The sequence below is a fragment of the Solihabitans fulvus genome, assembly GCF_008386585.1.
Taxonomy (GTDB): domain Bacteria; phylum Actinomycetota; class Actinomycetes; order Mycobacteriales; family Pseudonocardiaceae; genus Solihabitans; species Solihabitans fulvus.
In genome coordinates this window covers 64,568-82,811 of record NZ_VUOB01000026.1, presented here as the reverse complement: position 1 = coordinate 82,811, position 18,244 = coordinate 64,568, and the positions used below count along the sequence as shown (strand labels likewise).

18 protein-coding genes are annotated in these 18,244 nt (G+C 71.2%); 12 read left to right on the top strand and 6 right to left on the bottom strand.

Annotation, left to right across the window (positions count from 1 at the left end; all coding sequences use genetic code 11):
• Positions 1-16 precede the first annotated feature (16 nt).
• Positions 17-634 carry a hypothetical protein gene (locus F0L68_RS15910; protein WP_149850349.1) on the bottom strand — a complete coding sequence of 206 codons (618 nt, stop codon included), beginning with the start codon at positions 632-634 and terminating at the stop codon, positions 17-19.
• Positions 635-739: 105 nt separating this feature from the next.
• Positions 740-1,378, bottom strand: a complete 639-nt coding sequence (locus F0L68_RS15905) for a TetR/AcrR family transcriptional regulator (RefSeq protein WP_149850348.1) — start codon at positions 1,376-1,378, stop codon at positions 740-742.
• Between the two features lie 148 nt (positions 1,379-1,526).
• Here F0L68_RS15905 and F0L68_RS15900 point away from each other — a divergent pair, with 148 nt between their 5' ends.
• The 4 genes from F0L68_RS15900 (at position 1,527) to F0L68_RS15885 (ending at position 7,107) form a co-directional block, all read left to right on the top strand.
• Positions 1,527-2,672 carry an acyl-CoA dehydrogenase family protein gene (locus F0L68_RS15900; protein WP_149850347.1) on the top strand — a complete coding sequence of 382 codons (1,146 nt, stop codon included), beginning with the start codon at positions 1,527-1,529 and terminating at the stop codon, positions 2,670-2,672.
• A gap of 46 nt (positions 2,673-2,718) precedes the next feature.
• Positions 2,719-3,477: an SDR family NAD(P)-dependent oxidoreductase gene (locus tag F0L68_RS15895; RefSeq protein WP_149850346.1), complete on the top strand. Its 759-nt coding sequence runs from the start codon at positions 2,719-2,721 to the stop codon at positions 3,475-3,477.
• A 70-nt stretch (positions 3,478-3,547) separates the two neighbouring features.
• Complete coding sequence (locus F0L68_RS15890) at positions 3,548-4,147, top strand: TetR/AcrR family transcriptional regulator (RefSeq protein WP_149850345.1); 600 nt, start codon at positions 3,548-3,550, stop codon at positions 4,145-4,147.
• 1,349 nt (positions 4,148-5,496) lie between these two features.
• The gene (locus F0L68_RS15885; protein ID WP_149850344.1) at positions 5,497-7,107 is read left to right on the top strand and encodes a type 1 periplasmic-binding domain-containing protein; all 1,611 of its coding nucleotides are present in this window, start codon (positions 5,497-5,499) and stop codon (positions 7,105-7,107) included.
• A gap of 66 nt (positions 7,108-7,173) precedes the next feature.
• On the opposite strand, the gene F0L68_RS15880 is transcribed toward F0L68_RS15885, so the two are convergent.
• On the bottom strand, positions 7,174-7,626 hold the full coding sequence (locus tag F0L68_RS15880; protein ID WP_149850343.1) for a MaoC family dehydratase: 453 nt from the start codon (positions 7,624-7,626) through the stop codon (positions 7,174-7,176).
• An 82-nt stretch (positions 7,627-7,708) separates the two neighbouring features.
• Complete coding sequence (fabG, locus tag F0L68_RS15875) at positions 7,709-8,470, bottom strand: 3-oxoacyl-ACP reductase FabG (RefSeq protein WP_149850342.1); 762 nt, start codon at positions 8,468-8,470, stop codon at positions 7,709-7,711.
• Positions 8,471-8,652: 182 nt separating this feature from the next.
• Between fabG and F0L68_RS15870 the strand changes: the two genes are divergently transcribed.
• The 3 genes from F0L68_RS15870 to F0L68_RS15860 are packed head-to-tail and all read left to right on the top strand — an operon-like array spanning position 8,653 to position 12,177.
• Positions 8,653-10,431, top strand: coding sequence for an AMP-dependent synthetase/ligase (locus F0L68_RS15870; protein WP_149850341.1), 1,779 nt, complete (start codon positions 8,653-8,655; stop codon positions 10,429-10,431).
• The gene (locus F0L68_RS15865) at positions 10,431-11,216 is read left to right on the top strand and encodes an SDR family oxidoreductase (protein ID WP_149850340.1); all 786 of its coding nucleotides are present in this window, start codon (positions 10,431-10,433) and stop codon (positions 11,214-11,216) included. The genes F0L68_RS15870 and F0L68_RS15865 overlap by 1 nt, the downstream gene beginning before the upstream one ends.
• A gap of 4 nt (positions 11,217-11,220) precedes the next feature.
• Positions 11,221-12,177, top strand: coding sequence for a quinone oxidoreductase family protein (locus F0L68_RS15860; RefSeq protein ID WP_149850339.1), 957 nt, complete (start codon positions 11,221-11,223; stop codon positions 12,175-12,177).
• Between the two features lie 261 nt (positions 12,178-12,438).
• Here the strand turns inward: F0L68_RS15860 and F0L68_RS15855 are convergent, their stop codons facing one another.
• Positions 12,439-12,888 carry a hypothetical protein gene (locus tag F0L68_RS15855; protein WP_149850338.1) on the bottom strand — a complete coding sequence of 150 codons (450 nt, stop codon included), beginning with the start codon at positions 12,886-12,888 and terminating at the stop codon, positions 12,439-12,441.
• A 61-nt stretch (positions 12,889-12,949) separates the two neighbouring features.
• Positions 12,950-13,663: a hypothetical protein gene (locus F0L68_RS15850; protein WP_149850337.1), complete on the bottom strand. Its 714-nt coding sequence runs from the start codon at positions 13,661-13,663 to the stop codon at positions 12,950-12,952.
• A gap of 306 nt (positions 13,664-13,969) precedes the next feature.
• On the opposite strand from F0L68_RS15850, the gene F0L68_RS15845 reads away from it, so the two are divergent.
• From F0L68_RS15845 to F0L68_RS15825, 5 genes are all read left to right on the top strand, one after another.
• Positions 13,970-14,332, top strand: a complete 363-nt coding sequence (locus F0L68_RS15845; protein WP_149850336.1) for a hypothetical protein — start codon at positions 13,970-13,972, stop codon at positions 14,330-14,332.
• A 99-nt stretch (positions 14,333-14,431) separates the two neighbouring features.
• A complete protein-coding gene (locus tag F0L68_RS15840; protein ID WP_149850335.1) occupies positions 14,432-15,451 on the top strand; it encodes a hypothetical protein in 1,020 nt (339 codons plus the stop codon).
• Positions 15,452-15,621: 170 nt separating this feature from the next.
• Complete coding sequence (locus tag F0L68_RS15835) at positions 15,622-16,818, top strand: class I SAM-dependent methyltransferase (protein ID WP_240542979.1); 1,197 nt, start codon at positions 15,622-15,624, stop codon at positions 16,816-16,818.
• Positions 16,815-17,600, top strand: a complete 786-nt coding sequence (locus F0L68_RS15830; protein WP_149850334.1) for a glycosyltransferase family protein — start codon at positions 16,815-16,817, stop codon at positions 17,598-17,600. Before F0L68_RS15835 ends, F0L68_RS15830 begins: the two co-directional genes overlap by 4 nt.
• Positions 17,597-18,244 (top strand): PIG-L deacetylase family protein, encoded by a 648-nt coding sequence (locus F0L68_RS15825; protein ID WP_149850333.1) that lies wholly within the window; start codon positions 17,597-17,599, stop codon positions 18,242-18,244. The genes F0L68_RS15830 and F0L68_RS15825 overlap by 4 nt, the downstream gene beginning before the upstream one ends.

Here is an 18,244-nt window from a genome sequence, read left to right as displayed (position 1 = left end):
GATCTTCAGGACACTTCTAGGCGATCGGGGTCACCAGTGCTCGCAGCGCCGAGGGCCAGCTCGGACCGTCGGCGATGGCCTCCGGCACCAGGTAGCGGTCACCGCCGAGGCGCCGCACCTCGTCGTCGACCACCGGCAGCACCACGAGGTCCAGCGAGAAGGGCAGCGCCTTGCGGCCGAGTTCGCGCTCGATGTCGGCGACCACCTGGCCGGTCCGGTCGTCGCCCCGGCCGGCCGGCCCGCGCGCGGCCCGCTTGCGGGCCGTGTGCCACTGGTAGGCATCCTCCCAGCGGCCGGCGACCAACTGCCGCAGCCGGGGCCACTCCGCCAGCCCGGTGAAGTCCGGCGGGATGAACGCGGCCTCTCCCTGCCGTCGCTCCGGGTTGAACGGCGGCGTGCGCCGCGGCGCTTCAGCCAGCGCCCGCCACCAACCCAGCCAGCTGGGGACCAACTCGGCCGGATCGCCTGCGTCGGGACTGGGTTCCGGCACGGCCCCGATGTCCAACGGCCCTGGCACGATGCCCCCGGCGGGTACCTCGATGCGTTCCACCGCCCGGAACCACAGCGCCACGTCGAACGCGTGGCTCCACCGATTGATGCCGATCTGCCACGATGCCGAGCCAGCCCGATGCATCTGGACCCCGTCCCCCATCCGTCGTGCCCGCACAACGCCGTCCGACTCACGACCATACCCGTTGCCGCGCAGGGAAAGCAGCGGCGAACGCGCTTCAGGCGCGCTTCAGGCCGCGCCGAGCATCCGCAGCACGAGGTCGGCGTAGAGGTCGCCGATCTGCCCGGGGTCGCGCCGGCCGCCCGGCCGGTACCACCTGGCGACGTCGATGCACAGCGACAGCACAGCGAGGGTCGCGCCGGTGAGGTCGGGGACGGCGAACACGCCGGCGGTCACGCCGTCGGCGATCATCCCGCGCAGCAGCGCCTCGGTGCGCCTGCGCAGCGCGGCGATCTGCGCGTGGTGCTCGGCGGACAGTGCCGCCAGTTCGTACTGCACGACCTTGGCCGTGGTGTGGAACTCCGCGTGCCAGCGGGCGAAGGCGCGCACGGCGGCGGCCATCCTCGCCGCCGGGCCGTCCTCGCTGTCCGCGACGCCGCGCAGCACCTCCAGCGCCAGCTCGTGTCCGAGCCGGCTGATCTGGAAGAGCAGCTCCTCCTTGGAGCGGTAGTGGATGTAGACGGCGGCCGGGCTCATGCCGGCGAGCGCGGCGATGTCCCTGGTCGTGGTGGCGTGGTAGCCGCGCTGGGCGAACGCCTGCACGGCGGCGATGAGCATCCGGCGCGCGGCCTCCGGCGTGACCTGCTGCCAGGTCGCGTCGAGCAGGTCGGCCTCGGTCGGCGGGGCTGGGGCGTCGTCGGTGCTCATCGATCCCTCCGCGCGGCCGGGGTCGGCGACGGTTGACAGGAACTCGAATCGTACTGCACGCTAAGCGAGCGCTTAGGCATAAGCGACCGCTTAGTATGTCGCCGGTCCGCGGCGCGAGCCCCGAAACCGGCCGTCCGAAGGAGTCACCGTGCGGCGCACGCTGTTCAACGAGGACCACGACGCGTTCCGTGAGTCGGCGAGCGCCTTCGTGGCGCGGGAACTGCGTCCCAGGTACGAGAAGTTCGTCGAGCAGCGGTTCATCGACCGCGACGTCTGGCTCGAGGCCGGCAGGCAGGGCCTGCTCGGCCTTGAGGTGCCCGAGGCCCACGGCGGCAGCGAGGCAGGCGACTACCGCTTCAACGCGGTCTTTGGCGAGGAGCTGTCCAAGCTCAGCGCCGGCGTCTCCTCCTGCATCGGCATCCACGCCGACGTCGTCGCGCCCTACCTGGTCGACCTCACCACCGAGGAGCAGAAGCGGCGCTGGCTGCCCCGGTTCTGCTCCGGCGAGCTGACCACCGCGATCGGCATGACCGAACCGTCCGGCGGCTCCGACCTGGCCGCCCTGCGCAGCACCGCGGTGCGCGACGGCTCGGACTGGATCCTCAACGGTTCCAAGACTTTCATCACCAACGGCTACTCCGCGGACCTCGTCGTGGTCGCCGCGCGCACCGACCCGGCACGCGGCGCCAAGGGCATCACGTTGTTCGGCGTCGAGGCCGGCATGCGCGGCTTCGAACGCGGCCGCAAGCTCGACAAGGTGGGGCAGCCCGAGTCGGACACCGCCGAGCTGTTCTTCGACGACGTGCGGCTGCCCGCCGGCAACGTGATCGGCGAGGTCGACCGGGGCTTCGTGCACATGATGGAACGGCTTCCCCAGGAACGGCTCGGCGGCGCGGTCGCCAACCTCGCGCACGCGGCCCAGATCCTCGTCGAGACCATCGAGTACACCAAGGAGCGCAAGGCCTTCGGTCAGGCGATCGGATCGTTCCAGCACAACAAGTTCCTGCTCGCGGAGCTGGTGACCAAGGTCGAGGTGACACAGGCGTTCGTCGACCAGTGCATCCTGGCGCACAACGCGCGTGAGCTGACCTCCGTCGATGCGGCCAAGGCCAAGTGGTGGAGCGCGGAGATCCAGAACGAGGTGCTGGACGCGTGCGTGCAGCTGCACGGCGGCTACGGCTACATGACGGAGTACCGGGCCGCCCGCGCGTGGATGGACGCCAGGGTCACCAAGATCTGGGCTGGCTCCAACGAGATCATGAAGGAACTCATCGGCCGCGAGCTGGGTCTGTAGCCCGGTTTGGGGTTCGGTCGATCGCTCGGTCTGTAGGGAGAGAACCGTGGGGATTCTGGACAGGTTCCGGCTTGACGGCAAGGTCGCCATCGTGACCGGCGCGTCCTCCGGGCTCGGCGTCGCCGTGGCCAAGGGATTGGCCGAGGCCGGTGCGGACATCGTGCTCGCCGCGCGCCGCGAGGACCGGCTCGCGGAGACCGCCGCGCTGGTCGCCGCCGCGGGCCGGCGCGCGCTCTGCGTGCGCACCGACGTCGCCGACCCGGCCGACTGCCAGCGGCTGGCCGAGCGGGCGGCCGAGTTCGGCACGGTCGGCGTGCTGGTGAACAACGCGGGCGTCGGCACGGCGGTGCCGGCCTCCCGCGAGACGCCGGAGCAGTTCCGCGGCGTGCTCGACGTCAACCTGCTGGGGGCTTACTGGATGGCGCAGGCCGCCGCCGCGGTGATGACCGAGGGCGGCTCGATCGTCAACATCTCCAGCATCATCGGGCTGGTGTCAGGCGGCCTGCCGCAGGCCGCCTACTCCGCTTCGAAGGCAGGCCTGTTCGGCTTGACCCGCGACCTCGCCGCGCAGTGGACCGGCCGCAAGGGCATCCGCGTCAACGCGATCGCGCCGGGCTACTTCGCCACCGAGATGTCCGACCAGTACGCGCCCGGCTACCTGGAGACGCACCTGAGCCGGCTGCCGCTGGCGCGGCCGGGCGACCCGGAGGAATTCGCGGCCACCGTGCTGTTCCTGGCCTCGGCGGCCTCCGGCTACGTGACGGGCACGACTGTCGTGGTGGACGGCGGAGCCGTCATCGTCTGACCTGCCCAGCTATTCTGCTGTGGACGGCCGCACTCGCCCGGACGAGCGGACAGCAGTGGGAGGGACCTCGGTGGCGGCACGCGCACTCGGCGTCGAGCCGCTCGGCCCGGTGCCGGAGCGGTTGGTGTCCGTCGCGACGAAACTGTTCGCGGAGAAGGGTTTCGACCGGGTCGCGGTCCAGGAGATCGTCGACCTCGCCGGGGTCACCAAGGGCGCGATGTACCACTACTTCGGGTCCAAGGACGACCTGCTGCACGAGATCTACGGTCGCGTGCTGCGGATGCAGACCGAACGCCTCGAACGGTTCGTGGCGAGCGCCGCGCCGGTGGCCGACCGGCTGCGCGCCGCTGCGGTCGACGTGATCGTCACCAGCATCGCGAACTTCGACGAGGCCAAGGTGTTCTACCGGTCCATGGATCACCTTCGGCCGGACAAGCAGCGCGAGGTTCGGGCCGAACGCCGCCGCTACCACGAGCGGTTCCGTGCCCTGGTCGAGGAGGGGCAGCGGACGGGGGTGTTCCGCGCGGACACCCCGGCCGACCTCGTGGTGGCCTACTTCTTCGGTTCCGTGCACCACCTCGGCACCTGGTACAGCGACAGCGGTCCGCTGTCCGCCGAGCAGGTAGGCGACCACTTCGCCGACCTGCTCCTCGCGTCGCTGCGTCCCTAGGCGCAAACCCGGGAGTAACCCGGGATTCGACGCGCGGTCCGGCTGAATGGCTGAATGCCACGGCAAAGATGATTCCGCGCGGAGCTGGTCCGACTATCGTGCGGTGCCTGCGCGACCGATGGGGCGCGCCAATCGCACACTGCCGGCTGTCCTACGGTGGCAGCCACCAAAGGGACCGTTCATGGTGGATCAAGGCGTGCGGGTCGACCGCGGACAAGAAGCCGCGATGCCCGTTTTCTCCGGTGCCAAGGACATTGTCGAACTGGTGCGCGCGTTGGTGCGCAGGCCCCGTTTCGGCGAGGCGCCGCCGGCCGCGGCGCGCTGGCCGCGCGCGACCGCCCGCCGCCGGGGTATTCCCATGATGTGCCTGGTCCGCGACGCGGACCAGGCCGCGCTGTTGCCCGCGCTTGCCAAGCGCCTGCACGACGCGACTCCCGGCCGGATTCCCCACGTCCTGCACACCTTTCCTGCGCGTGCGCCTGCGCCGCCGGCTACGCGGGACGAACCGGGGCCGGACGAGGACGTGGACAGCATCCGCGCCGCGCTGCTCGTGCTGTCGACGAAACTGGCCGCCGGAGCCAACACGCGCGGCGGCCGCATTCGGTTCCGTCGGTTCGGGCTGGCGCACTGGCTGATCAACCAGGACCTCGACGCCGACGGCGCGGGGTCCGACGACGAACTGCGGCGCAGGCTGCGCGAGCGGGACCTGCGGAGCAGGCGGTACGGGTGGCTGCTGCGGGACCCGGTGTCGGAGCTGACGAAGGCGACGCCGGCGCCGGCCTGGTCGAGGCTGCTGGTGCGCCTGGTCCCGCCGGTCTGGTTCCTCGCCAAGATCAGGGGGCTGGTGCCGGGAGTCGGCGCGGAGTACCGGTGGTTCCTGCGCCAGCCCTATCTCGCACCGAGGGATCCGGGAACCTTCATCGGTTTCGCCGAACGCCTCACCGTCGGGATGCGCGCCGAGGAGGATCCCGAGCAGGTGTTGCGGTTCCTGGTGAACGCGTTTCTCGCGGATATCCGGCAGGCCTACGTGCGCAGGCCGTGGCGGCTGCGCGGGGCCCGGCGCACCACCTACCTCGTGGTCCTGCTCGACGGGATCACCAGGGCCAACGGCGGGTACCGGCTGCTCGAGTTGATCAACGACGTGCGCAACGAGACCGGCGCGTTCGACCCGCTGCTCGTGGTCAGCGGCAGCAGGAAAGTGCCGCCCGACGCGGTCCAGCTGGACGACCCGCAGGCCCCGGAACGGGTCTGGCAGGCCTCGCGCGCTCGGTGCCTACGACGCCTGGTGCGGGCAGTTCAACTCACACACCCGAGCCCGCACCTCCACCGCCTGGTACCTGCCCATCGAGGTGCCGCCGACCCTCGCGCCGGGTGCGGAGGGCCAGGTCGAGGCCAGACAGGACCTGGACAGCATCAAGCCGCTGACGGTCGACCCGCCGCCGGTGTGGACCCGCCGCTGGGTCTCGCTGCTGGCCGTGCTCGTCGTCCTCGGCGCGGCCGTGCTCGGCGGCGCGCGGTGGCGGCAGCAGCACTGCGGCCTCACCCCGTTCGCGGTCGACGCGGCCACGCTGCAAGCCATGGGCGACGAGTGCATCGGCGTGAGCGCGTACGGATTCTCCTTCCAGGCCAACGACGCTCGGCTCAGCGCCGTCGAGGACACGGTCGCCGGGCTGAACCGTCGCGCCGAGGATCTCCATCGGGCCAGCCCGAGTCGCCCCTACTTCTCGCTCGTCTTCGTCGCGGCTCTGAGCTCGCTCGCCCAGCCCCCCGACGAGCTGTTCACCGAGCGGGAGAGCCTGGAGGGGCTGGCGGTCGCGCAGTCCCGGCAGCTGGACAAGAACGGCCCGGGCGACCCGATCGTGCGGCTCCTCCTCGCGAACGCGGGAGACCGGGTCCTGCACGGCCCGGACGTCGCCGGGATCCTCAAGCAGATGACGGCGGACGACCCGTCCATCATCGGGGTGGTCGGCCTGGAACAGACCCGCGAGCCGACCGTCCGCACCATCGAGGCGCTGAACGACGTCGGGCTGCCGATGCTCGCCACCACGCTGTCCGCCGACGGGCTCACCCAACACTCGCCGATGTACTTCCAGCTCTCGCCGCAGGACCGCAGGGAGGGGGAGGTCGCGGCCGCCTACGCGGCGCGGCGGCTCGCCGTCGCGTCGGAGCCGATCGCGCGCAAGGTGCGCATCCTGTACTCGGCGGACCGGCAGGACACCTACAGCAACAACCTGCGCGAGGACCTCCAGTCCAGCTTCGCCGCGAAGGGCGTCGACTTCGAGGTCGACACGCGGGCGTACGTGCCGGCGTACTCGTTGGCCGCGCAGGCGCCCGGCACGGGCCCCTACCAGGTCGGCAAGGACACCTGCGGGTACGACGGGCTGGTCTTCTTCGCCGGCAGGCCGGACGACTTCGCCACCATGCTCGACGGCGTCAACGACAGCTGCAACTCCCGGCCGCCGAGGATCCTCGGCGACGACGACATCTCCAGGTTCGTCGCCGACCTCGGGCTGCGCGGGCGGCATCCGGCGATCCCGTTCGACTACCTGTCCTTCGCCCTCGGCTCGCCGTTCTGCATCCGGCAGACCGATCTCTGGCACACCATGGGAATCCTGTTCCCGCAGGCGTGTCGGGGCGATTCGAAGGACTCCTCGACGGACGGCTACGTCGCGCTGTCCTACGACGCCGTGCGGACCTACGTCACGGCGGTGGAGCACCTGCGCGAGAGCGGTGGGCGCCTCCCGCTCACGCCGGGGGCGGTCTGGCACGAGCTGAAGGGAATCCACGAAACCCCGCTCGACGGCGAGAGCGGCGTGATCGACTTCGGCGGTGTGGTCAACCAGCAGGTGCCGACCGACAAGTTCATCGCGGTGCAGCGGGTCGAGGACGGGGGAGAGCCCAAGGACCAGGGCTCGTGCGGGCGGTTCGCCGGGCGCACGAGCAGCCCGTGGTGCCCGTGACACCGTGGTGCCCGTGACACCGCGGTGTCGCCGGGTGGGCGACCGGGCCCACCCGGCGACGGTCCGTCATGGCACGAACAGCACCACGGTCTCCGCGACGCACGCCGGCTTGTCCTTGCCCTCGATCTCCACGGTGCAGCGGATCACGGCCTGCACGCCCTGGGCGACCTCGGTGACCTCGATCAGCTCGAGCCCGGCCCTGACCCGCGACCCGACCAGTAACGGGCTGGGGAACCGCACCTTGTTGGTGCCGTAGTTGACCCCCATCGTCAGCTTCTCGACGGTGTAGATGTCGCCTGTCAGCTTGGGAATCAGCGACAGCGTGAGGTAGCCGTGCGCGATCGTGCCGCCGAACGGGCCGGCCGCGGCGCGCGCGGTGTCCACGTGGATCCACTGGTGGTCGCCGGTCGCCTCGGCGAACAGGTCGACCTGCTGCTGGTCGACCGTGGTCCACTCGCCGTGGCCGAGGTGCTCGCCCTTGGCCAGCGCCAGCTGGGCCAGGTCGGAGAACACGCGCATTGATCGCCTCCAGGTCGGTTTCGCCAGATGGGTTCCTGCGGTCGGATCGGTTCCTGCGGTCAGATCGGTTCCTGCGGTCCGGTCAGTTCTTGGGGCCGCCGGCCACGTAGAGCACCTGGCCGGACACGAACGAGGCCGCCTCGCTCGCGAAGAAGGACACCGCGTGCGCGATGTCCTCGGGGTAGCCGACGCGGCGCACCGGGATCTGTGCGGCCGCGCCCTTCTGCAACTCCTCGAAGGACACGCCGATCCGCTCGGCGGTGGCCGCCGTCATGTCGCTGACGATGAATCCGGGCGCGATGGTGTTGGCGGTGATGCCGAACTGGCCGAGTTCGAAGGCCAGCGTCTTGGTGAAGCCCTGGAGGCCGGCCTTGGCGGTGGCGTAGTTGGCCTGGCCCCGGTTGCCGAGCGCGGAGGTGCTGGACAGGTTGACGATCCGGCCCCACTTCTGTTCGACCATGTGGGACTGCACGGCACGGGTCATCAGGAACGCGCCGCGCAGGTGCACGGACATGACCAGGTCCCAGTCGTCCTCGGTCATCTTGAACAGCAGGTTGTCGCGGATGATGCCGGCGCTGTTGACCAGCACGGTCGGCGGCCCGACCTCCTCGGCGACCTGGGCCACCACGGCCTTGACCTGCTCGGGGTCGGTGACGTCGACCTTGGCGAAGATCGCCCTGCCGCCCTCGGCGGTGATCTCGGCCGCGGTCTTGTTTCCGGTGGCCTCGTCGAGGTCGAGCACCGCGACGGACATGCCGTCCTGCACGAGGCGGCGCACGATGGCGGCGCCGATGCCTCGGCCGGCCCCCGTGATGATCGCTGTTCGGGTCGGAGTGTTGGGCACCTGGGATCTCCTCGTCGTGACGATGCTGGCATGGCTAAGCGCTTGCTTAGAAGCTACCGGTGCCGCGCGCGCCGCCGCCAGACCCCCGCCGGTCCGCACCGGCCGTGCCCTTGACGTCGCCCCGCACCCCAAGCACCATACCGACTGGTCGGAATGTGTGACGATCGGCTGGAGGCACCGCAATGGAGCAGTGTGAATCCCCGCTTCCCCTGACCCTCGCAGAGCTGCCGCGCCACGCCGCCGAGCGGTTCGCGGACAGAACCGCGGCGCGCCACAAGGCCGACGGACAGTGGGTCGACGTCCGCTACGACCGGCTCGCCGACGAGGCGACGGCCATCGCGGCCGGACTGCTCGCGCTCGGCCTCCAACTGGGCGACCGGGTGTGCGTGCTCGCCGAGACCCGGTACGAGTGGCTGCCCGTCGAGCTGGGCATCGCCTCGGCCGGCGGGGTGACCGTGCCGATCTACCCGTCCAGCTCGCCGGAGGAGTGCGCCTGGGTCCTCGCCGACTCCCAGGCGATCGCCGTCGTGTGCGAGACGGCCGCCCAGGTCGCCAAGGTCGAGGCCGTGCGCGGCCAGCTGCCAGACCTCGCGCACGTGTTCGTCATCGAGCCGGCAGGCGCCGACGTGCCGACCGTCGAACAGCTGCGCGCCAGGGGCGCGGAACTCGACCACGACGCCGTCGCCGAGCGGACCGCGCTCGTGCGTGCCGAGGACCCGGCGCTGATCGTCTACACCTCGGGAACAACGGGGCCCTCCAAGGGATGCGTGCTGAGCAACAGCAACGTCATGGCCAATGTGGACATCAACCGCATGCTCGGCATCCCGCAGCGCGACGACGTCGTCTACGTGTTCCTGCCGCTGGCGCACATCTACGGTCAGGGCGCGTCGCTGTCCCCGCTCGGCGTCGGCGCGGCCGCGGTGTTCTGTAGCGCCGGAGTCACCGCGATCGTGCCGGACCTCATGGAGACCAGCCCGACCGTGCTGCCCTCGGTCCCGCGCGTCTTCGAGAAGATCTACGCGGCCGTCAGCGCGCAGGTGCCGGCCGAGCAGATCGGGCCGCTGGTCCGCGTCGGGCTTGCTGTGCGGGACGCGGACCGCGTCGGCGCCGAGGTCGACGCCGGGACCAGGGCCGTGTTCGACAAGGCTGAGGCCGAGCTGTTCGGCAACATCCGCAACGTCTTCGGCGGCAGGCTGCGCGTCGCGGTGTCCGGTGCGGCCCCGATCGCGCAGGAGATCCTGGAGTTCTTCAACGCGGCCGGTGTCCCGGTCGTCGAGGGCTGGGGGATGAGCGAGACCACGGCGTCTGGCACCATCAACCGCCTGGACGACCAGCGGTTCGGCACCATCGGCAAACCCGTGCCAGGCAGCGACATCCGCATCGCCGAGGACGGCGAGCTGCTCATCAGGGGCCGCCAGGTCTTCCAGGGCTACTGGCGCAACCAGGAGGCCACCGACGAGGTCCTCGTCGACGGCTGGCTGCACACCGGCGACCTCGCGGCGATCGACGACGAGGGCTACGCCACCATCGTCGGCCGCAAGAAGGACATCATCATCACCGCGGGCGGCAAGAACATCGCGCCGGCCAACCTGGAGAACGACCTCCGCCAGTCGCCCTGGGTGTCCCAGGTGGTCATCTACGGCGACCGCCGCCCCTACCTGGTCGCGGTCATCACGCTGGACGCCGAGCGGCTCCTGCCGTGGGCGCGGGAGCAGGGCCTGCCGGAGGACCTCGCCGCGCTGTCCGGCGAACCCAGGGTCCGCGAGCTGGTGCAGGCCGCCGTCGACGCGGCCAACAGCAGGTACGCGAGGGCGGGGCAGATCAAGAAGTTCGTGCTGCTCGACCGCGATCTGACCCAGGACGCCGGCGAGGTCACCCCGACGATGAAACTGCGCCGCTCGGTCGTGCACCGCATGCACGCCGACGCGCTCGGCGCGCTCTACGAGAACACGGAGAACTGATGTACCAGGGAAAGATCGCGCTCGTCACCGGCGGAGCAAGCGGCATCGGCACCGCGGTGGTGCGCAGGCTGGCGGGCCTCGGTGTGCGATCCGTGGTGGCCGACGTGGACGAGGCGGGCGGCGCGGCCGTCGCCGAGGAGTTCGACGGCCTGTTCGTGCGGTGCGACGTCCGATCACCCGAGGACAACGCGGCGGCCGTCGCCTGCGCGGTCGACCGCTTCGGCGGGTTGGACATCGTGGCGCTCAACGCCGGTGTCGGCACGGGTTTCGGCGTCGGCGAGGACTTCGACGCGGAGCGGTACCGCGCGGTGATGGGCATCAACCTGGACGGCGTGGTGTACGGCCTGCACGCGGCGCTGCCCGCGCTGCGGGAGCGCGGCGGCGGCGACATCATCGCCACCGCGAGCCTGGCCGCCCTGACGCCGGTGCCGCTCGATCCGATCTACGCCGCGAACAAGGCCGCCGTCGCCGGCCTGGTTCGCTCGCTCGGCCCGTCGCTCGCCGAGCACCACATCCGGGTCAACGCGCTGTGCCCCGGTTTCGCCGACACCGCCATCCTCACCGGGATCAAGAAGGCGCTGCAACGGGCCGGCATGCCTATCCTGGACGCGGACGTCGTGGCGGAGGCGTTCACGACGGTGCTGGCCGGCACCGGCACCGGCGAGTGCTGGGTGGTCCAGCCAGGTCGACCGAGTGAGCCCTTCCAGTTCCGCAACGTGCCGGGACCACGCACGGACGACGGAAAGACCGTCGGCTGGGACGACTCCATCAAGCAGGAGGTCTGATTCAGTGCGCGCCATCCAGATCACCGGGTTCGGCGGCCCGGAGGTTCTTGTCCAGGCGGAAATCCCCGATCCTGCACCCCGCGACGGGGAGCTGCTGATCGAGGTGAGCAGGGCCGGCGTCAACTACGCCGACACCCACCAGGCCGAGAACTCCTACCTTTCGGAGACCGCGCTGCCGGTCGTGCCAGGCGGCGAGGTGGTCGGCCGCACGCCGGACGGTCGTCGCGTGGTGGCGATGCTGGCCAGCGGCGGTTACGCCGAGCGCGCGGTGGCCCGGCCGCCGCAGACGTTCGACGTGCCAGACGGGGTGGACGACACCACCGCGCTCAGCATGGTCGTGCAGGGCGCGACGGCGTGGCTGTTGCTGCGTAAGAGCGTGCACCTCGAACCCGGCGAGACGGTGGTCGTGCACGCGGCGGCCGGCGGTGTCGGCTCGATAGTGGTGCAGCTGGCCAAGGCGTGGGGCGCCGGCACGGTGATCGCCACCGCGAGCACCGAGGACAAGCGCAAGCTGGCGCTGGACCTCGGCGCGGACGTGGCCGTCGACTCCACCGCCGAGGACATGACCGCGGTGCTGCGCGAGGCCAACGGCGGGCGCAGGGTCGACGTGGTGCTGGACATGACCGGCGGCCGGGTGACCGACCAGAGCGTGGCCGCGCTCGCGCCGTTCGGCCGCCTCGCCTTCTACGGCATGGCCAGCCGCGAGACGCCGAACCCGGTCAAGCCGGCCAACCTGCTGCGGCACTCCACGGCCGTGGCCGGCATGTGGCTGCCGCATGCGTACCTGTTGCCTGGCAACGTGATGGGCGTCGCGATGGCCGAGCTGTTCGCGCTGGTCGGCGAGGACAGGTTGCGGGTGGTGCCCGGCGGCGAGTACCCGCTGTCGCAGGCGCGGCGCGCGCACGAGGATCTGCGGGCCCGCCGCACCACCGGCAAGCTCGTGCTCGATCCGTCGCGGTGAAGCGGTAACGCGGTAACGCGGAAGGCGGGGTGCCGTCGACCGGACACGGCGAGGGGGAGTTCCGGCCGGCCGACGGCGGTCGACGTAGGCGCGGGCGCACCACAGGAGCCCTCGGGGTGACCCGAGGTTGGCGTGCCTTGGGGGTGGGAAGCGCCGCCGGTGTCGGGCTGACTCCGGGTGCGGCGCCGAACGCCTGTCACGTCGACCACCGGTACAACGGGTCGCGGTACCCCGGTGTTCCGTTTCCTCCGTCACACTCCGCTACCCGCAGGAGCGGTCCGGGTGGGTCTGCTGCTCGGTCGGCTCGATGTGCCAGGCGCCGTCCTCGAACAGGATCCGGTTGGACCCGTGCACGGCGGCGCGCGTCCACGGCACCACCGCGGTGTCGCGGTCCACGAGGGTGAGCTGCTCGGTCCGGTAGGGCACGCCGCGCGCGGTCCGGCAGGCCGCGCTGGCACCGGCGAACTCCTCCTTGGTCACCGACCGTCGTGCCGCCGCCGTCCAGAGGTCCCACGCGCGGGACCAGCCGCCGCCGGCCAGCAGGCCGAAGTAGGTGTCCGCGAGCGCCTTGGCCTCGGTCGGCGACCGGTCGGTCGGGCCAGCGCTCGTCCGCGACGGCGCGGGGGCCGGGGCGTCGGCGGCCTGCGCGGAGCACCCGCACAGCGCGGCGACCGCGAGAAGTGCGGCGAACAGGGAAGTTCTGCGGGTCATCGCGCACCGTTTCGGACGTGTCGCGGTGGCGGGGCCGAGTTCGGCCCCGCCACCGCACCGACTAGTTGGTGAGCCGGTTGGTGCCGTACTTGCTGACCAGGTCGTTGTTGGAGTGCAGGTCGAGGTCGGCGTAGAAGCGGATCGAGTCGCGGATCTGGTCCACCGTCAGCGAACCCGGCGCGCCGGACAGCGTGTAGGTGAACGTCTGGCCCGCGTCGACGGTGCGCTGGCCGGCCACGACGTCGTGGAAGCCGAGCCTGGCGATGTAGTACGAGGTGCCGTTGCCCTTGGGCACCTCGACGTAGTCCTGCTGCGGGTGCCCGTACGCCTGCGTGCTGGTGTAGCTGTGGTTGTCCGAGCCGGACGGCCCGAGGAAGATCAGCACGGCGCAGTCGACGCTGAGGGACTTGCTGGAACGGTTGGTGAAGACGAGCTGCCGGTCGCCGTACCACTGGTCGCCGGTGCCGCGCACGCTGACCGTCAGCGGCACGTTGCTGGTGAACTGCGTCGTCGCCGGCTCGCTGAGGATCGGGTTGCCGCCGCCGATCGGGTGGTCGACTCCGTTGGCGCACCGCTCGAGCGGGCTGTTGTACTGCGACGGCGCGCCGGTCGGCAGCGCCTGGGTGAACGTGTCGGGACCGCCGTTGACCGTGCCGCTCTGGGTGCCGGCGGCGGCGGCCGTGCTGCCGTGGTCGGCCACCTGCCAGCACAGCGCGGTGGCTGCCGCGACGGCGGCCGCCCCGGCGAGCACACGTGCCCGCATCGACATTCGCATGTAGACCTCCTGCATCTGTCATTCGGCGGCCTGGACAGCGCTGGAGGAGCCCGCTACCTCGCAAACCGTGTGTAGCGGACTCCGTTCCGGGAGTGTGCCGTGACTCAATTGGTCTGGACAAGTAACCGGACGGACTCTCTGCATGCCGACCGCGTCTGAGCTGCTGTGTTCCGTTGCCTCCCGGTAGAACCGGCGCGCGGACGCCGTCTCAGCGGATCCGGACCGTTGGCGGGACTCGTTTTTCCGGGTGTCACCCGTTCAGGGGGATGGCGAACCCGTTGGCCGACTATGGATACGGTCACCGGCATGACCGACATGCACGAGGACGAGCCCTACACCCCGGACCGGCACCACTCCGACATCCTGCGCGCCCAGGCCGCGCTGGAGGCGGCCGGCGACGACGTCACGGCAAGGGGCAGCGCCTATGCCGCCATGGCCAGCGCGTTCCTCGGCCTCGATCGGATGGCGCGCGAGGGCGACCTACCTGCGGCGTTCACGCCGGATCCCTCGGAGATGCTGGAGAACATCGTCGAGTTCGCGCGGGACGTGCTCAAGGCCGAGACCCCGGCGGATCAGGTGTTCAGCGGCGCGGACATGGAGGTGTGGCTGGGGGATCTGACGCGGTGGATCGAGAGCGGCGGCGAGCTGCCGGAGGAGTGGCAAGATTAAGAGTTCCGCGTCCAATCGTTCTGTCTATGACCGAAATTGGTCTGGACAAGTAACCGGTGCGGCGGTCATGGTGAGGATGCGCCGATCACCGGAGGCACCATGGCAGAGCACGCTGCCGGCCGCACCACGGCCGTGCGCCCGCTGACCCTGTCCGACGTGGGGGATCGTGCCGTGGCCAAGGCCCTGCGGGAGGGGCCGTTCGCCCAGGCACTGCAAGCCGCCGTCGCGCGAAGTGGCCTCGGGCTGGAACGCATCCGACACCGGTTGCGGCAACGGGACGTCTCGGTCGGCGTCACCACGCTGAGCTCCTGGCAGCGCGGCCGCTGCCGACCGGAACGGCCAGAGTCGCTGCGTGCGGTCCGGGTCCTTGAGGAGGTCCTGCTGCTGCCGCCGGACTCGCTGGTCAGCCTCCTCGGCCCGCCCCGCCCGCGCGGCCGCAGGACGATCGACGCCCCGCCAGCCCTCGACCTCGAAGCCGTCTGGGAGGACCGGATTCCGCTGCGCAGGCTGCTCGCCGCGATGGGCGGCGACTGGTACCGCGACGTCGAGCCGGTGGTCGCCCACGACCGCTTCTACATCGGGGCCGACCGGGCCGAGTACGCTGTGCGCACCACCATCGTGGTGCGCGCCGAGGTCGACCACGCCTCGCGCTACCTTGCGCTGCTGCGCGCCGACGACCCGCGCTGCCCGCCGGAGCCGGTGGCGGTCGCCTACGGCTCGATCGGCCGTGTCGAGGCGCACGAGTCGACCGGCTGGCTGGCGGTGGAGATCCTGCTCGACCGCACGCTGCGTGCCGGCGAGCAGACCGTGCTCGAGATCGCCATGCGCTGCCCGCCGGGTGGTCGGCCGACCGTCCGGTGCGAGCGCCGGTTCCGGACCGCCGCGCGCGAGCACGTCCTCCAGGTGCACTTCGACCCCGCCGCGCTGCCGGCGCGCTGCTTCCGGCTGACCGAAGACCCTCGGCGCGGCGAGGAACTGCCGATCGGCTCGTCGCACACCGCCCAGGCCATCGCCTTCGACCTCGACGCTGGCGCGCACGGCATCACCTGGGAGTGGGAGCGCGCCGCGAGCCGAGACGCGGAAACCGCCGCCAGCAGGGAGCCCTGCCCGACGGGGTAACCCGCGCGGGTGAGCCGCACCCACTCCTCGCGTCACGACCGGCCAGCACCCGCACCAACCTGGCACACGCTGTCTCCACGGGATGCGAGGTCGGGTCGTTGGCGCTGTGGCATCACCAATCCCATGACGGAGGCGCTCCTCCGCAGGCATGTCGGCTCTGCGGATCGCCGGTGCTGGCGAGCGTGGTCGACCTCGGCGCGACGCCGCCGTGCGAGCGATTCCTCACCGCCGACCAGCTCGACGCGGTCGAGCCGACCTACCCGCTGCACCTGCGGGTGTGCCCGGACTGCCTGCTCGTGCAGCTCCCGGCGCAGATCACGCCGGAGGACACCTTCACCGAGTACGCCTACTTCTCCTCGTACTCCGAGAGCTGGGTGGCGCACGCGCGGAACTTCGTCGCCGCGGCCACGGCCGGGCTGGGGCTCGGCGCGGAATCGTTCGTCGTCGAGGTGGCCAGCAACGACGGCTACCTGCTGCGGAACCTGGTCGACGCGGGCGTGCCGTGCCTTGGCATCGAGCCGTCGGTGAACGTCGGCGCGGTCGCCAGGGCGCGCGGGGTGCCGACGCTGACCGCGTTCCTGGACAAGGACACCGGCGCGCGGGTGCGGAGCGAGCACGGCCCGGCGGATCTGGTGGTGGCCAACAACGTCTACGCGCACGTGCCCGACGTGCTCGGGTTCACCGCGGGCCTGCGCGAGCTGGTCGCCGACGACGGGTGGGTTTCCATCGAGGTGCAGCACCTGCTGAGCCTGGTGCGGGACAACCAGTACGACACCATCTACCACGAGCACTTCCAGTACTACACGGTCGCCTCGGCGCAGCGCGCGCTGGCCGAAGCCGATCTGTCCATTGTGGACGTCGAGCTGCTGCCGACACACGGCGGCTCGATCCGCCTGTGGGCCAGGCCGTCCGTCGCCGCAGGCCGGCACTCGGCGCGCGTCACCAGGGTCCTGCAACAGGAGCGGGCGGCCGGCCTGCACGACCTGTCCGGCTATCGGGGCTTCGCCAAGCGGGTCGACGGGATCCGCGCCGACCTGCTGCGGTTCCTGCTCGACGCGGCCGCCGAGGGTAGGACCGTCGTCGGTTACGGCGCGCCGGGCAAGGGCAACACGCTGCTCAACCACTGCGGCATCCGGCCGGACCTGCTGGCCTACACCGTGGACCGCAACCCCTACAAGCACGGCAGGTTCACCCCGGGCACCCGGATCCCCATCCACGCACCGGAACGCATCGCCGTCGACCGCCCCGACTACGTGCTGGTGCTGCCGTGGAACCTGCGCGACGAGCTCGTCACGCAGCTGTCCTACGTCCGCGACTGGGGCGGCCGACTGGTCTTTCCCATCCCCCGACTCGAGGTGGTGTCGTGAAGGTCGTCCTGTTCTGCGGCGGATACGGCATGCGCATGCGCACCGGCCCCGCCGACGACGTGCCGAAGCCCATGCACCTGGTCGGTCCGAGGCCGTTGCTGTGGCACGTGATGCGGTACTACGCGCACTTCGGGCACACCGACTTCGTGCTGTGCCTCGGCTACGGCGCGGAGCACATCAAGAGCTTCTTCCTGAACTACCTGGAGACTGCGTCCAACGACTTCGTGCTGCGCGAGGGAAAGCTGGAGCTGCTGTCCACCGACATCAGCGACTGGACGATCACCTTCGCCGACACCGGCACGGACTCGCCGATCGGGGAACGCCTCCGCCGCGTGCGTCACCTGGTCGCCGACGAGGAGATGTTCCTGGCCAACTACGCCGATGTGCTCACCGACGCGCCGCTTGACCAGCAGGTCGACCGGTTCGCGGCCAGCGACGCTGCCGCGTCGATGCTGGTGGTGCCGCCGCAGCAGTCCTTCCACTGCGTCACGCTCGGCGAGGCGAGCCTGGTGGACGGCATCACCCCGGTCAGCGAGCTGCCGCTGTGGGAGAACGGCGGCTACTTCGTGCTGCGGCAGGAGATCTTCGACCACCTGCCGCCCGGCAGCGACCTGGTCGCCGACGCCTGCGGCGAGCTGGCCAAGGCCGGGCGGCTGCTCGCCAGTCCCCACCAGGGTTTCTGGCAGCCGGCGGACACCCTCAAGGAGTGCGCCGCGCTGGACACCGCCTACGCGGCGGGCGACCGGCCGTGGATGCGCTGGGAACACGGGATGGCCCCGTGATCGGGCTGGGCGGCGGACCGGTGCGCGAGGTGGTGGCGCTCGGCGCGCACTGCGACGACATCGCGATCGGGGCAGGCGGCACGCTGCTGACGCTGTGCGCGGCGCGGCCGGGACTGCGCGTGCACGCCCTGGTGTGCACCGGGGGCGGCACCGCGCGCGAGGCCGAGGAACGCGGGGCGCTCGTCGCGTGCTGCCCGGACGCCGACCTGGACGTCACCGTGCTCGACCTGCCGGACGGCCTGCTGCCCGCCCGCTGGGAGCGCGTCAAGCGGGCGCTTGAGGCACTGCGCGGGCGCGCCGCGCCCGATCTCGTTCTCGCGCCCAACCGGCACGACGCCCACCAGGACCACCGGCTGCTAGCCGAGCTGGCGCCGACCGTGTTCCGCGACCACCTGACCCTCGGCTACGAGATCGCGAAGTGGGACGGCGACCTCGGCCGCCCGACGGCGTACCAGCCGCTGACCGAGGCCGTCCTCGACGAGAAGGTCGCGCTGCTGCACGAGCACTACCACTCGCAGCTGGGCCGCGACTGGTTCGGCCGCGACACCTTCCTCGGGCTGGCGCGGCTGCGCGGGGTGCAGTGCAGGGCCAGGTTCGCCGAGGCGTTCTTCGTCGACAAGCTCACGCTCGACCTGGCGGGCTGA